16 protein-coding genes are annotated in these 14,288 nt (G+C 71.2%); 6 read left to right on the top strand and 10 right to left on the bottom strand.

From position 1 onward, the window contains the following. Positions 1-3: 3 nt before the first annotated feature. From ACFYPN_RS23545 to ACFYPN_RS23530, 4 genes are read right to left on the bottom strand one after another with little or no spacing between them, the layout of a single operon-like run. Entirely contained in the window at positions 4-261 is a 258-nt protein-coding gene (locus tag ACFYPN_RS23545) for a gas vesicle protein GvpG (protein ID WP_358757466.1), read from the bottom strand. Further along, positions 252-1,016 carry a GvpL/GvpF family gas vesicle protein gene (locus ACFYPN_RS23540; RefSeq protein WP_389300791.1) on the bottom strand — a complete coding sequence of 255 codons (765 nt, stop codon included), beginning with the start codon at positions 1,014-1,016 and terminating at the stop codon, positions 252-254. The genes ACFYPN_RS23545 and ACFYPN_RS23540 overlap by 10 nt, the downstream gene beginning before the upstream one ends. 3 nt (positions 1,017-1,019) lie before the next feature. Next, positions 1,020-1,490 (bottom strand): gas vesicle protein GvpJ, encoded by a 471-nt coding sequence (gene gvpJ / locus ACFYPN_RS23535; RefSeq protein WP_358757463.1) that lies wholly within the window; start codon positions 1,488-1,490, stop codon positions 1,020-1,022. Positions 1,491-1,519: 29 nt separating this feature from the next. Continuing rightward, positions 1,520-1,840: a gas vesicle protein gene (locus tag ACFYPN_RS23530; protein WP_389300787.1), complete on the bottom strand. Its 321-nt coding sequence runs from the start codon at positions 1,838-1,840 to the stop codon at positions 1,520-1,522. Between the two features lie 151 nt (positions 1,841-1,991). Here ACFYPN_RS23530 and ACFYPN_RS23525 point away from each other — a divergent pair, with 151 nt between their 5' ends. From ACFYPN_RS23525 to ACFYPN_RS23515, 3 genes are all read left to right on the top strand, one after another. After that, positions 1,992-2,147 (top strand): DUF6131 family protein, encoded by a 156-nt coding sequence (locus ACFYPN_RS23525; RefSeq protein ID WP_358757459.1) that lies wholly within the window; start codon positions 1,992-1,994, stop codon positions 2,145-2,147. Positions 2,148-2,534: 387 nt separating this feature from the next. Then, positions 2,535-3,995 carry a basic amino acid/polyamine antiporter gene (locus tag ACFYPN_RS23520; RefSeq protein WP_358757457.1) on the top strand — a complete coding sequence of 487 codons (1,461 nt, stop codon included), beginning with the start codon at positions 2,535-2,537 and terminating at the stop codon, positions 3,993-3,995. Between the two features lie 48 nt (positions 3,996-4,043). Further along, the gene (locus ACFYPN_RS23515) at positions 4,044-5,303 is read left to right on the top strand and encodes an arginine deiminase (RefSeq protein ID WP_358757456.1); all 1,260 of its coding nucleotides are present in this window, start codon (positions 4,044-4,046) and stop codon (positions 5,301-5,303) included. Between the two features lie 57 nt (positions 5,304-5,360). On the opposite strand, the gene ACFYPN_RS23510 is transcribed toward ACFYPN_RS23515, so the two are convergent. After that, positions 5,361-6,341: an acetylxylan esterase gene (locus tag ACFYPN_RS23510; RefSeq protein ID WP_358757454.1), complete on the bottom strand. Its 981-nt coding sequence runs from the start codon at positions 6,339-6,341 to the stop codon at positions 5,361-5,363. A gap of 377 nt (positions 6,342-6,718) precedes the next feature. Between ACFYPN_RS23510 and ACFYPN_RS23505 the strand changes: the two genes are divergently transcribed. Beyond that, complete coding sequence (locus ACFYPN_RS23505; RefSeq protein WP_389300783.1) at positions 6,719-8,371, top strand: MFS transporter; 1,653 nt, start codon at positions 6,719-6,721, stop codon at positions 8,369-8,371. An 84-nt stretch (positions 8,372-8,455) separates the two neighbouring features. On the opposite strand, the gene ACFYPN_RS23500 is transcribed toward ACFYPN_RS23505, so the two are convergent. The 3 genes from ACFYPN_RS23500 to ACFYPN_RS23490 form a co-directional block, all read right to left on the bottom strand. Further along, positions 8,456-8,932 carry a hypothetical protein gene (locus tag ACFYPN_RS23500; protein ID WP_389300780.1) on the bottom strand — a complete coding sequence of 159 codons (477 nt, stop codon included), beginning with the start codon at positions 8,930-8,932 and terminating at the stop codon, positions 8,456-8,458. Positions 8,933-9,083: 151 nt separating this feature from the next. Continuing rightward, entirely contained in the window at positions 9,084-9,266 is a 183-nt protein-coding gene (locus ACFYPN_RS23495) for a DUF6480 family protein (RefSeq protein ID WP_358757447.1), read from the bottom strand. A 67-nt stretch (positions 9,267-9,333) separates the two neighbouring features. Next, on the bottom strand, positions 9,334-10,245 hold the full coding sequence (locus ACFYPN_RS23490) for an SDR family oxidoreductase (RefSeq protein ID WP_389300776.1): 912 nt from the start codon (positions 10,243-10,245) through the stop codon (positions 9,334-9,336). 172 nt (positions 10,246-10,417) lie between these two features. On the opposite strand from ACFYPN_RS23490, the gene ACFYPN_RS23485 reads away from it, so the two are divergent. Together ACFYPN_RS23485 and ACFYPN_RS23480 are read left to right on the top strand one after the other, a co-directional pair. Further along, positions 10,418-11,311 (top strand): hypothetical protein, encoded by an 894-nt coding sequence (locus ACFYPN_RS23485; RefSeq protein WP_389300773.1) that lies wholly within the window; start codon positions 10,418-10,420, stop codon positions 11,309-11,311. 240 nt (positions 11,312-11,551) lie between these two features. Next, positions 11,552-12,214, top strand: coding sequence for a lysophospholipid acyltransferase family protein (locus ACFYPN_RS23480; RefSeq protein WP_389300771.1), 663 nt, complete (start codon positions 11,552-11,554; stop codon positions 12,212-12,214). A 50-nt stretch (positions 12,215-12,264) separates the two neighbouring features. Here the strand turns inward: ACFYPN_RS23480 and ligD are convergent, their stop codons facing one another. Continuing rightward, positions 12,265-13,233 (bottom strand): non-homologous end-joining DNA ligase, encoded by a 969-nt coding sequence (gene ligD, locus ACFYPN_RS23475; protein ID WP_389300768.1) that lies wholly within the window; start codon positions 13,231-13,233, stop codon positions 12,265-12,267. A 12-nt stretch (positions 13,234-13,245) separates the two neighbouring features. Continuing rightward, on the bottom strand, positions 13,246-14,232 hold the full coding sequence (locus ACFYPN_RS23470; protein ID WP_389300765.1) for a Ku protein: 987 nt from the start codon (positions 14,230-14,232) through the stop codon (positions 13,246-13,248). Positions 14,233-14,288 lie beyond the last annotated feature (56 nt).

Here is a 14,288-nt window from a genome sequence, read left to right as displayed (position 1 = left end):
GGGTCAGTCCCCTTCCATCGTCCGGTGTGCCGCCACGCCTTCGGCGTGGAGCCGGTCGAGCAGTAGTTCCTCTTGGCGCTCGAACTCTTCGATATCGATGAGGCCGTCCTCCAGATCGCTGTTCAGCGCGGCCAGTCGGGCTCTGAGAACAGTCGGATCGTTCAATTCGCGCTCCGCGGCCCCGTGCACCTTGTCCGCCACCCACACCACCCCGCGGACGGGAGCGAGGGGCAGCAGGAGGATGCCGGTGATCAGCCCCATGCCGCACCCGTCCGGGCCGGTGCGGGCGAGGGGCCGCCGGTGGACACGAAGCTGTAGCAGGGCAGAGGGCCGACGATCCTGAGGTCCACGTGGTCGGGGCGCGCGTCGGCGAGGCGCCGTGCCGCCGTACGGAACTCGGCCTCCCGCGCCCGGTCGACCAGGAACGACACGTTGAGCGCGCAGTCGTGCACCTGCGGCCCTCTCGACACCGCGTGGGCCATCGGCGTCAGTTCGGCGAGGATCTGCTCCCCGGCCTCGGTCGCCCTGCGCGCGAGCGCCTTGGCCACGGCTTCGCCCAGCCGCACCGAATTCTCGTAACCCGGGGTTCTCCGGGCGTCCTGCCGGAGACGCCGTACCTGCGGCTCCTCGGCGACCACCGCGGCGAGCGCGTCCTTGGCGGGGAACGCCTTCAGATTGATCTCCACGCGCCCGGCCAACTGCTCCAGGGCCTCCAGGCAAGCCTTCTCGGTGGCGGCCAACTGCTGGAGCACCGTCTGCTCGCCCGTCGCCACCATGCCGAACCGCATGGGCAGTACGGAGTCGACCTCCGCCAGCCTGACCAGCAGCTCCTGGTGCGCCATGAGATCCCGTCGCCGGGCGCGCAGTCGTGCGGGTGCCTCGCTGACCACGGCGCGTACCGCTCCCCGCCCGATGGCGGTGAGGCGCGCGGGAGGGGTGCCGACGCCGCTCAGCCCGGTCGGCACCGCCGTGGTGTGGCGGACGATGCCGTAGACGTACACACCCTGCGTCGGCATGGCTCAGGCCTCCACGGGCCGGCGGCGACGGGCGCTGCCGGAACGCTCGGGGGCGCGCCGCTTCTTGGGGCGTACGGGCTCCTCCGCCTCATCGGCCTCGTCCTCCCGGTCGGCGTCGCGGTCGTCCGCGCCCACCACCTTGCGGACGCTGTCTCCGACCGATTCCGCCGCCCTGCGCACCTTGCGCTTGCCGATCGACTTGGCCGCGGTCCCGCCGAGCAGCTCGGGGATCGTGGTGCTGCCCGAATCCCGCTCCAGGTCCAGACGGTTGCACGCCTCGGCGAACCGCAGATACGTGTCCACACTCGCCACGACGATGCGGGCGTCGATCTTCAGGATCTCGATGCCGACCAGAGACACCCGGATGAAGACGTCGATCACCATGCCCCGGTCGAGGATGAGTTCCAGCACGTCGTACAGGGTGCCGGAGCGTGGGGGGCAGGTGACTTCGTCGGAGTAGGAGGTCGTGGCCATGCGGGTCCTTCCGGTTCTGGGGCGCCGCGTCACTCGTCGGCGGAACCCCGTCGGTAGCGGCGTACTCGGCGGTACTCCACGAGTTCGCCCTCGTCGTCCAGCCGTACCTCGTAGGAGGCGAGGAGACTCGTCGTGTCCGGGATGCGGGGCACCTCGAGGACGTCGACGACGACGCACCAGCCGTCGTCCGCCCGTCGGACGGCGGAAACGCCTTCCAGCGGATGCGCGATCAAACTCTCCAGGCTCTGGCAGGCCGCTTGGGCAGCTCCCTGCGGGCCGCCGCCGTCCGAGGATTTCCTGCGCGCGGCGGGAGAGGTGTGCGTGGCCCGCTTATGACGTGTTTCTGCCATGGTTCTCAGTCTGGGCGCCCTCGCGCGTGCTGCATCTCGGGCGGAGCCATCGGCGCATACCCGCAGGTCGGCCCGGCGGCGGAACGTGGCTTCGCCGCGTGGGGAGCGGTGGCCAGGCGCATACTGGAAGGGAAACCGGATGGAGTGCGCCATGATCGTTCTGGGTGTGATTCTGCTGGTGATCGGCTTGGTCACCGGACTCTCGTTTCTGTGGACCATCGGCATCGTTCTGCTGGCCATCGGGGTGGTGTTGTTCCTGCTCGGTGCCACCGGGCGTGCGGTGGGCGGCAGGCGCCACTACTGGTAGCGACGACGTCCCGGGTACGGACCGGGGCAGCGGACGTGCGGGCCCCGACGCGGAGTGCCGCAGCGCCACGGTGGGCAGAGCAGTGGGCAAAACCCCGCCAGCCCCCGATCCAGGTGGGCCGACTCGGCGTGCAGTTGGCGTCGGTGCACCGTTTTCCGACCGCCCGGATAGCGGATGTGCCCGCAGGCGCGGAGAGTTGGCCCGCCCGACCGGGCCACGCCGAGCCATCGGTGAGCCGCGCTTGTTCCAGCGCACTCACTCAATGCAATCAAAATATGACAAAGCGCTCAGGCGGCACTAGATTCCCGTCGCAATGAACGTGTGTCGGATCGACCGGAGCGCATCGTCCCCGCGTGGACCGGAAGAGGCACCTCGCGGAGGGGAAACATGACCAGCGCCGAGGCCGGTTCCGGCACCCCCGCCGAGGCGTCACCGCCCGCGGCCAAACTGACTCTGCTCACCCTGACGACGATGGTCGTCGGCTCCATGGTCGGCGCCGGCGTCTTCTCCCTGCCCCGGCGCTTCGCCGCGGAGACCGGGGTCGCCGGGGCTCTGATCTCCTGGGCGGTCGCGGGTATCGGCATGCTGATGCTCGCCTTCGTCTTCCAGAAACTCGCGGTCCGCAGACCCGACCTCGACGCAGGTGTCTACGCCTACGCCAAGGCCGGGTTCGGCGAGTACCTCGGTTTCTTCTCGGCCTTCGGCTACTGGGCCAGCGCCTGCGTCGGCAACGTGACCTACTGGGTCCTCATCATGTCCACCATCGGGGCCATCGCCCCGGCTCTCGGAGACGGCGACACGGCGCTCGCCATCGTGCTCTCCTCGGTGGGGCTGTGGGCGTTCTTCCTGCTCATCCGGCGCGGAGTGAAGGAAGCGGCGGCGATCAACCGGATCGTGACCGTGGCGAAGGTCGTCCCGATCCTGGTCTTCGTGATCCTCGCCCTCTTCTACCTGGACACGTCCGTCTTCGCCGACAACTTCGCCGGGGCCGACTACGCGGGCTCGCTCTTCAACCAGGTGCGCGGCACCATGCTGGCCACCGTCTTCGTCTTCCTCGGGGTCGAAGGGGCCAGCGTGTACTCGCGCCACGCCAAGCGGCGCGAGGACGTCGGCCGGGCCACCGTCCTCGGCTTCCTCAGCGTCTTCGCCGTCTTCGCCTCCGTCACCATCGTCTCGTACGGCATCCTGCCGATGGCCGAGATCGCCGAACTCCGTCAACCCTCCATGGCCGGGGTCCTGGAAGCGGCGGTCGGTACCTGGGGCACGGTCTTCGTCAGCGTCGGCCTCATCATCTCCGTCCTCGGCGCCTACCTGGCGTGGACGCTGATGGCCGCCGAAGTGCTCTTCGTCGCCGCCAAGGACGAGGACATGCCCCGCTTCCTCGGCCGGTCCACCCCCGCCGACGTGCCGGTACCGGCCCTGCTCATGACCACGGCGTTGAGTCAGGTGGTCCTCGTCGTCACCGCGTTCTCGGACGACGCCTTCAACTTCGCGCTCGACCTGACCAGCGCCCTCACCCTGATCCCGTTCCTGCTGGCCGCCGCGTTCGCCGTCAAGATCGCGCGGAGTCCCGAACGCGAAGGCGCCGTCGGCGGCACCACCGGGGGAGAACTCGCGGTCGCCGCCGTCGCGACCCTCTACACGGCCTTCCTGCTCTACGCGGCGGGACTCAAGTTCGTCCTCGTCTCCTTCATCATCTACGCCCCGGCGACCTTCCTCTTCATCAAGGCCCGGCGCGAGCAGAACCGCAGACTCTTCTCGCCGGTCGAAGCGGTCATCTGCGCCGTCTCGGTCGCGGGCGCCGTCATCGGTGTGATCGCCCTGGCCGCCGGCTGGATCGAACTCTGACCCGTCCTACCCCGGCCGCCCTGCCGGGGAACCCCGAAAGGCTTCCCCATGACTGACACGACCGCCCAGGGGCCCGCCCTCGGCGTCCACTCCGAGGTCGGCAGATTGCGCAAGGTGCTGGTCTGCGCACCGGGGATGGCCCACCGGCGACTCACCCCCACCAACGCGGACGACCTGCTCTTCGACGACGTGATGTGGGTGGAGAACGCCCAGCGCGACCACGCCGACTTCGTCAACAAGATGCGGCAGGCGGACGTCGAGGTCGTCGAACTGCACGCGCTGCTCGCCGAGACCATGGCCATCCCGGCCGCCCGGGACTGGCTGCTGGACCGCAAGATCACTGCCAACGAGGTCGGCCTCGGACTCATCGACAACACCCGCGGCTTCCTGGAGTCGCTGGAACCGCGCCGGCTCGCCGAGTACCTCATCGGCGGCCTCGCGACCACGGACCTTCCCGAGGAGTTCCGCTCCGGCTACCTGGCACTGGCCCGCGAGTCGACGGCGGCGCGGGAGTACCTCATGCCGCCGCTGCCGAACACCCTGTACACCCGGGACACCACCTGCTGGCTCTACGGAGGCGTCACCCTCAACCCCCTGTACTGGCCCGCCCGCCACGGCGAAACGCTCCTGATGGCCGCCATCTACGCCTTCCACCCGGACTACCTGAGCGCGAAGGTGTGGTGGGGCGACCCGGAGCAGGACTGGGGCCAGGCCACGTTCGAAGGCGGCGACATCATGCCGGTCGGCAACGGCGTCGTCCTGATGGGGATGAGCGAGCGGACCTCGCGCCAGGCGATCACCCAGGTCGCCGCCTCCCTCTTCCGCGAAGGCGCCGCCGAGCGCGTCATCGTCGCCGGCATGCCCAAACTGCGCTCCGCCATGCACCTGGACACCGTCTTCACCTTTGCCGACCGCGACATCGTGACGCTCTATCCGAGGATCATCGACGCGGTCCACACCTTCTCCCTCCGCCCCAGCGACCAGGCTCCGGGCGTTGAGATCACGGACGAGGGTTCCACCCCCTTCGTCAAGGTCGTGGCCGACGGACTCGGCCTGCCGGCGCTGCGGACGATCGAGACGGGCGGCGACGTGTACGCCTCCGAACGCCAGCAGTGGGACAGCGGCAACAACGCCGTGGCGCTGGAACCCGGCGTCGTCTTCACCTACGACCGCAACACCCAGACGAACACCCTGCTCCGCAAGGCCGGCGTGGAAGTCGTCACCATCGTCGGCGCGGAGCTGGGGCGCGGACGCGGTGGCGGTCACTGCATGACCTGCCCGCTCGTCCGCGATCCCGTCTCCTTCTGACCCCCTTCGCGGTACGGCACAGAACCCCCGCCCGCCCGGCGAGGGGCCGGAACGCGATCAGGCCGAGGCCGTCAGCTTCCCGGGCAGCCAGGCGAGCTGCGCCGCTTCCTGGTAAGGGCCGCCGCCCTCGTGGTCGTTGAAGTCGTACACCTCTATCGACTTGTCGGTGTGGGCGTACGCGTTGAACGCCGCGAACACGGTGGACGGCGGGCAGGTGAGGTCCTCCAGCGCCGTCGAGAAGAGCGCCGGAGCCGTGGCCCGCGCGGCGAAGTGCACCCCGTCGAAGTAGCCGAGCGTAGCCTTGAGCCGCTCGGTGCGACCCCGGTGCGTCTTGAGGTAATTCCCCAGCTCGCGGTAGGGGTTGCGGTCGGTCACCGTGAGGGCGCGCGGGAAGTCGCACAGGAACGGCACGTCCGGCGCCACGGCCACCAGGTCGGGCACCAGGCCCGCGACCGCGAGCGTGATGCCGCCTCCCTGACTGATCCCGGCGGCCGCCGTGCGCGACGCGTCGACGAGCGGGTGGGACCTGGCAGCCTCGACCGCCCGCACGGCGTCGGTGTACAGCCGCCGGTAGTAGTACTCGTGCGGGTCCTCGATGCCGCGGGTCATGACCCCGGGGAACGAGGGCCCACTGCCCACCGGGTCGGCGGTGTCGCCGCCGGCCCAGCCGCTGCCCTGGCCCCGGGTGTCCATGACGAAGTGCGCGAAACCGGCGGACGCCCAGAGCAGATGGGTGTGCGCGAGGCCCCGCCCACCGCCGTACCCGATGAACTGCACCACCACCGGGAGCGGTTCGGTGGTCCCCGCCGGGAGCACCAGCCAGCCCTTGACCGGGTGGCCGCCGAATCCGGCGAAGGTCACGTCGTACACCTCCACGGTCTTCAGACCCGTCTTGGCGCAGAGTGCGAAGCGGGCGTCGAGCGGGTGGCTGCGGGTCCCTTCGAGCGTCCTCGACCAGAACGCGTCGAAGTCGGCGGGCTCCACCGACGTGCTGCGGTAGGTACGGAGTTCTTCGAGGGGCAGGTCGAACAGGGGCATGTGCCGGGCCGCCTTCGTCGTACGGATGAGTGATCACACGGTACGTGCGCCCCCCCCGGCCCGCAGAACCCGTATCCGTCTTCCCGGGAAGGAGGCCCCCGCAGTCGGCGCCGGGAGGGCGGAACGCCGTGCGCGGCGGCGTCGGGCACGTACGACCACCGGCCACCGCGGGGCCAGGGCCACGGCCTTCCGTCGCGCGGACGGGGCGTCGTACGGGCTCGGTGGACGCGGAGGCGTACCCGGCGGACACACGGCGCGACCGGCGGGCCCCGGACGCCCGGATGGCGGCGCCGCGGCCCGGGGCCTAACGTCGAACGGGTAAAGCGTCCGGCCCGTACGGACCCGGGGCGCCGCCGTCGGCAGACATGGGTACTGAAATGACGGACTCCCAATCGAATGTCGCACATCTCGCCGCGCCCCGGAACGAGGGGCGCGGCAAAGGTATGGCGCTCCTCGTCATCACCTCGTGCCAGCTGATGGTGGTGCTCGACATCACCATCGTCAACATCGCCCTGCCGCACATCCAGACCTCGCTGGGATTCAGCACCGAGAACCTTTCCTGGGTGATCAACGCCTACACGCTGACCTTCGGTGGTCTGCTCCTGCTCGGCGGGCGGCTGGGAGACATCCTCGGACGCCGCAGAGTCTTCATCTTCGGGGTCCTGCTCTTCGTGTTCGCCTCGCTGCTCGGTGGTCTGTCGCAGGAGTCCTGGCAACTGCTCGCCGCCCGTGCCCTCCAGGGCGTGGGTGGTGCCATCGCGTCCCCCACGGCGCTGTCACTGATCACCACGACCTTCCGTGAAGGTCCGGAACGCAACAGGGCGTTCGGCGTCTTCGCCGCGGTCTCGGCAGGCGGCAGCGCGATCGGTCTGCTGGCGGGCGGCCTGCTGGTGGAATGGCTCGACTGGCGATGGATCTTCTTCGTCAACGTCCCGATCGGCCTGCTGATCGCACTGGCCACCCCCCGCTACATCCCGGAGTCCGTACGACACCCGGGCCACTTCGACGTCCTCGGCGCACTCACCTCCACACTCGGCATGGTGGCGCTGGTCTACGGCTTCATCCGGGCCTCGAAGGACGGCTGGAGCGATGCGGTGACCCTCGGTGCGTTCACGGCGGCCGTGGTGCTGCTCGCCGCGTTCATCGCCATCGAGCAGAGGTCGAAACAGCCGATCACCCCCCTGTGGATGTTCCGCGACCGCAACCGTGCGGGCGTCTACGGCATCATGCTGTCCCTCTCCGCCGCGATGTTCGGCATGTTCTTCTTCCTGACCCTCTTCGTGCAGAACGTTCTCGGCTTCAGCCCCCTGCGGGCCGGGCTCGCCTTCCTCCCGGTGAGCGCCATCATCGCGGTCGGCGCCGGCTTCGCGTCCCAACTGCTGCCCAAGTGGGGGCCCAAGCCGTTCATGGTGGTGGGCGCGATCCTCGCCGCCGTGGGACTCGGCTGGCTGACCCGGACCGACGCCGACAGCACCTACCTGGGCAGTCTGCTCGGCCCGGTGCTCGTCTTCGGCTTCGGCATGGGGCTGCAGTTCGTGTCGTTGACCCTGATGGCGGTCTCGGGAGTCCGCCCCAAAGACGCGGGTGCTGCTTCCGGCATCCTGAACGCCACCCAGCAGGTCGGCGGTTCGCTCGGACTCTCCATCCTCGTCACGGTCTTCGGTACCGCGAGCCGCAACGAGGCCGACGACCAGATCGCGTCGTTCCTGCAGAAGGCGACACCCGCACAGAAGCTGGAGTTCCGCCGGACTGGCGAGCTGCCTCCGCCCTGGGGCAGCGAGGTGCTGGCGTCCGGCGTGTCCGCCGCCTTCGTCGTCGCGGCCGTGCTCGCCGTACTCGCCGCGCTGATCGCCCTCTTCGTGGTCCAGGTACGCGCCTCGGACCGCGAACGGCTCCAGGGCGGGGCGGCCCCCGCGGTGGACGAGGACGACGCCGTCGCCCCGGTGGGGACGGGGACGTCCGCCGGCCGGGACGGTACGGCCCGTCGGGACGGCCCCCCGGACGACGGACCGGCGCCACCGGGGCGCTGAGCTGAGCGAAAGAGGACGTCGCTCTCCGCCGACGGGCAGGCGGAGCGCGACGTCCTGAGGTGTCGGGAGAGAGCCAGGGAGCTTTCAGGGAGCGGAGGCGAGAGCGTCCGTCCCCGTGTCGAGCCGCATGGCATCGAGTACCTCTGCCAGCGCTTCCATGACGTCGACGAAGGCGCGCTCGCAGCGGACATCACCGTCCACCACCCCGGCGCCCGCCTCGTCCCGCAGCCTGCGCACGCTGCGGAAGTAGTGGAGAGCGGGTTCGACCACGGCACGCGGCGCGAAGACTTCCAACTGATAGCGGAGCTCATAGCACTTGGCGAAGCTCTGCCGTGCGCGGACCAGGCGGTCGGCATCGGCCGGGGTCCGGTCCAGGATCAGGAGTTGCAGCTCGCCGCGCACCTGGGAGAGCGTCCCGAGGTAGGCCCCATACAGCTCGCGCCTGCTGCGCCGCCACTCTCCGGCGGCCTCCCGTCGGTCTTTGCGGGCCTCGACCAGCAGGGTCGACCCCATGGCGATCACCGCACCGAGAAGCGTGGCCACCAGCGTCATCCATTCCATGCTGGAACACGGTAGGGAGACGACGTGATCCACGCCAGGGTGTTACGGAGCGCCCGCGGGGCCCAGCGCCGCTCAGGACGCGTCGGCCCGGACCGTTTCAGCCAAGGGAGGGCCCCGGGCGGCCTTCGGTGCGGCCACGAGGGGCCGGGGGTCAGCCGTAGCCGAAGATGCGTGCGATGAAGAAGGCGGCGAAGAGGACCGCGCCCACCAGGACGACGGCCGCCCACACAGCCGGGTGTTCCCACATGCCTCCGTCCGCACGTTCCTGGTGCGCCTCGTGGGTGGAGCCTTCGGCCGGCGGGGTCTCTCCCGGGGGATTCAGTGCAGTAGTCATGCGTCAACGGTCTCTCCACCCGCGCTCCGGCGCACGCCGTGGCGCGGCACACCACCGGGAGCGGGCGTCAGGGGCGCGCATGCCGGCCGCTCCGGTCGCCCCCCTGCCCGCTCGCCCTCCGGGCGGCCTGCCCGCCGGCGCCCAGCAGCCCCGTGGCCTCGAAGCGGGCCCGCTCCTCCAGCCTCGGGAGCTGCCGCCGGGACACCCAGGTGACCACCTGCGGAAGGAAGGGGCGTACGGGCTGCGCCAGCCGCAGCCACGGCGGCGCGTACACCGTGGGTGAGCGGCGCTCGATGCCCCGCACCAACCAGCCGGCGACCTGTTCCACGGGGTGGACCCGGCGCGCCGGGGGAGGCATGTGACCGCGCAGCTCGCGGAGTACGTCGTACCGGTCGGCGTCGCGGATCATGTCGGTGCCCGTCCAGCTCAGATAGGCGATGCCGACTTCCACCCGCCGGTGGGCGAGCTCGGCCCGCAGGGACTGGGCGAGGGACTCGACGCCCGCCTTCGACGCGCAGTAGGCGCTCATCATGGGTGCCGCGCCGAAGGAGGCCGTGGAGGCGATCTGGAGTAGGTAGCCGTGCGTCGTGAGCAGCCCCGGCAGGAACGCGCGCGCGGTGACGGCGCTGCCGACGAGGTTGACCTCGACGACCCGCCGCCAGCTCACCGGGTCCGAGGTGACGAAGGGGCCGCCCTCCGCCACTCCGGCGTTCGCCACGACGATCGAAGGCCGGCCGAGGCGGGCGGAGACCTCGGCCGCCACCCGTTCCATGGCCGCGTCGTTCGTGACGTCCACCTCGAAGCAGTGCGCCTCGGTCTCCAGGGTCCGCGCCACCAGCTCCAGCGTCTCCCCCTCCCGCCCGAGGAGGGCGACCCGTACGCCCCGGTGCGCCAGCTCCCTCGCCACCGCTGCACCCACCCCGCGCGCCGCTCCGGTGACGACCGCGAGACGTCCTGCCAGCGGATTCCTGTCGCGCATGCTGCACTCCTCGGCTGTGCGGGACCGTGCGTCTACGGCCCGGGGGCGGGGCCCCCGCCCGTTCCACCCAAACACGCCGGACCGGATCGGGCTCGCGCAGAGGGCCGACCGCCCCGGGTGCCCACCGGGTCCTGTACGCAGCCGGGGGCTGCCCCGCCGCGTACGGGGATGGGTGGGGCAGGGCAGGCACGGGACGCGACCCGGCGGCGCGCACGCTGCCCCGTCGCCGGCGCCCCTGCCGTCGCCGTCCTCGGCCGGAGCGCACCGCACCGACTACGTCACCGCCGACTCCTCGTTCCGCTGGTACGAGGAGACGTACGAGTACGCACCCAAGCTCGGCCCGCTGTCCCTGCAGCAGTCGGACCCGATCCTCTACCCGGCCGGACGCACCACCGACGTCACGTGGTTCGGCCCGTTCCAGCGGCCCCGGGTCAACACCAGCATCGACCTGCCCACCCGTACCGGCTCAGAGATCGCCGCGTACGTACCCGGCTGGGGCGACTCGGGCGAGAACCATGCCGGACTCGCCGGCTACGGACCCAACACCCAGACCACCGCGCTCTACCGCAACGGAAAGCTCGACGCGACCACGGACGGCGGCTACCTGTACGCGGACGTGCCCGCGGCCAAGGCGTCCTACCGACTGGTGACCACCACCGCCCGCACCGGGGACTACCCCTTCTCCACCAGCACCAGGACCGAGTGGACCTTCACGTCCCAGGCGGCGGAGGACCCGGAGGAAGTGAGCCAACTCCCGCTGATCCAGCTGGACTACACCCTCGACACGGCCGGCGACGGATCGGCGAGGAGGAACGCCTCCCTCCTCGTCACGCCGTCGCACCTTCCCGGCGGCCCGAAGGCGTCGCTGCGCACCATCGCCGTCGAGCTCTCCTACGACGACGGCGCGCACTGGCGGAAGGCACAGGTCCGCTCTTCCTCGAAGGGGGCCACGGTGCGGCTGAACGCCCCCCGCGGCGCGGACTTCGTCACGGTACGGGTGCACGTCACCGACAGCCGGGGCAACACCGTCACCCAGACCATCGTTCGGGCGGCGGGCATCGCCTGAGCCCTGAGCCCTGAGGCGCCCTGAGCCCTGCGCGTGACCCCGGCCCCGGGTGAGCGACACCCGGGGGAGGCCGGACCGGAGGAATCCGGTCCGGCCCCCGCACGTCGGGTTCGTACGCGTGCCGAGGGCCCCTCATGCGTGTCGCCGTACTCCCCGGGAGTGAGTACGGCGACTCACGCCGTGGGCGGCCCGGCCCACCGACGATGGAAGCCGCCCCGCCGACCGACCGCAGGAGAACCCGTGATCAGCCGCATCGCCGCCGCCGTCGTGCCCTCCCTCGGACACCTGACGACCACGTCCGACGAGGAGTCGTTCCCGGGCTCCGGATCGATCGTCGTCGCCAACCACACCTCTCTCGTCGATCCCGGGATCGTGCTGGCCGCTCTGCTCCGCCACGGGGTCGAGCCCGTCGTCCTCGCGACCGCCGGCCTGTGGCGCATTCCGGTGCTCGGCCCGCTGCTGGTGAGGGGCGGTCACGTGCCGGTCCACCGGGGCAGCGTCCGGGCGGCCGAGTCCCTCGACGAGGCCGTCGCCGCCCTGAGGGACGGCCGCCACGTCCTGATCTACGCGGAGGGCCGGCTGCCCCTGCGGAAGGATTCCGCCGAGTCCGCCCCCGAGAGATTCCGCAGCGGGCTCGCCCGCCTGGCGCTGGCCGCCGACGCCCCGGTCGTACCCCTCGGCCAGGCGGGAGCCCGCCGGGTGGTTTCCGGCGGCGCCGCGAAGCAGATCGCCGGACTCCTCACCGCACCGGTCCGCAGGCCCCGTCTGCACGTCCACTTCGGCAGCCCCGTACGGCTTCCCGGAGACATCCCGGCCGCGACCGCCGCCGCGCACCGGGCCGTCACGGCAGCCTGGCGTACGGCCGCCGCGCACCTCGGGGAGACTCCCGCACTTACCGCGTGACGTGCCGCTCGCCGCGCTCCGCCTGTCGTCGTCCAGGCCCGCGGACCGGACTACGACGTCCTGGTGTCGAGGTCCTCGGGAGTCAGATCCGGGCGCAGCCGGTGCCAGGACGGGTGCCGGAGCAGCCCGGCCCGGGTGCGGGTGGCGTAGGCCACCTCACCGACCAGGCGGGGCAGTACCCAGCGCGCGCCCGGGACCGCCGGCGGCGGGGTGAAAGGGCAGTCGGCACTCGCCGCCCCGTGGAGGAGCCCGGCGAGCGTGCTCCGTTCGCTGTCGCTCCATCCCGTGCCGACGTTCCCGATGTGCCGCAGGCCGCCGCCCCGGCGCTCACCCAGCAGCAGGGCTCCCGGCAGGTCGCTCAGGCGGCCGTGGCCGGGCAGCCAGCCGCCGACGACGACATCGGCGGTCCGGAGGTGACGGATCTTGATCCAGGCACGCGAACGCACCCCCGGTTCGTAAGCCGAGTCCAGCCTCTTGGCGATCAGCCCCTCCAGCCCGGCGGCCCGGGTCGCCTCCAGAGCACGCTCGCCGTGCCCCGCGATGAACGCCGGCGTCGACCAGTGGGTTCCGGTGAGGCCGAGCGATTCGAGGGCGGTACGGCGCTCGGTGTAGGGGAGTGACGCCAGTGGGCCGGTGCCGAGGAGGGGCACGTCGAAGAGGATCAGATGCGCGGGGACGAGGCGGGCCATCCTGGCCGCCTTCGCCGGAGCACCCGCCAGGCCCATGCGCGACTGGAGACGTTCGAAGTCGCTCCGCCCCGCGTCGTCGAACACCACGATCTCACCGTCCAGGACCGCAGCCGTGTTCCCCAGCGCCGTGCCGAGCGGCGCGAGATCCGGATAGGCGGCAGTGATGTCCGCGCCGGACCGGGAGCGCAGCAGCACCGTTCCGTCCCCGGGCAGGTAGACCACCGTGCGCTGGCCGTCATACTTGACCTCGTAGGCCCATCTCTCGTCCACCGCGGCGGAGGGCAGCCGGCCGGGAGTGGCGAGCATCGGGGCGAACCGGGGGAGATCCATGGTTCCGGCCCGTCAGGACGCGCTGCGCTTCCGCGCCGGCGCCTTGCGCGCGGGGGCCTTCTTCGCGGCGGACGACTTGCCGGCGGACGACTTGCCGGCAGCGGCCTTCTCGGCCGTGCTCTTCTTCGCCGCACCCCCGCGGCCGGACGCGTCCTTCTTCCGCGCGTCCCGCCCGCCGGCGGGCATCTCGTGGACCGTGGCATCGCCGCCGTGCTCGCCCCGGCCCTCCTGCGCGGCCTTGACCGAGGCGTTGAGGGCGGCCATCAGGTCCACCACCTTGGCGGGCTCCCGCTCGCCGCCCTCGGCGGGCACGGCCGGCTCCCGGCCTTCCGCCTTCGCCGCGATCAACTTCTCCAGCGCGGTGCGGTACTCGTCCCGGAACCCGTCGATGTCGTCGAGGGCCATGGTCGCGGTGAGTTCCACGGCCCGGTCGATCTCACCTTCGTCCAGCTCGATCGCCTCGGGCGCGAGCTCCCGGGGGCTGCGGATCTCGTCGGGCCACCGCATGGAATGCAGCACGATGGCCCCTTCCCGCACCCGCAACAGCCCCAGGCGTTCGCGGTTGTGCCAGGCGAACTTCGCGACAGCGGCCTTGTCGGAACGCTCCAGCGCCTTCCGCAGCAACGTGTACGGCTTGTTCGCCACCTCGCCGTCGGCCGTCAGGTAGTACGAATCGCCGATCCGGACCGGGTCGATGGTGCTCGCGTCGACGAACGCGACGATCTCGATCGCCTTCGCGGTGGGGAGCGGCATCCTGCCCAGCTCCTCGTCGGTCACCGGCACGGTCTGGTCCTTGGCGACCTCGTACCCCTTGGCGATCTCGTCCTGGGGCACCTCCTCGCCGTCCACCTCGCACACCTTGCGGGTGCGGACCCGGCCCATGTCCTCCAGGTGCACCTGCCGGAAGTGGATGGCGTGGTCCTCGGTCGCGGACACCACTCTGATCGGGATGGTCACCAGCCCGAAGCTGATGGCACCGGTCCACAGGGGTCGCGGCATCGACTACCTCCAGGCGCCCCGCCCCCGGTCGGGGGCGAACGGAGGGCGAGTACCGG

It is taken from the genome of Streptomyces sp. NPDC005576, from assembly GCF_042871745.1.
GTDB lineage: Bacteria > Actinomycetota > Actinomycetes > Streptomycetales > Streptomycetaceae > Streptomyces.
The sequence above is the reverse complement of the archived record's forward strand: the minus strand, read 5'-3'. Positions and strand labels throughout refer to the sequence as shown.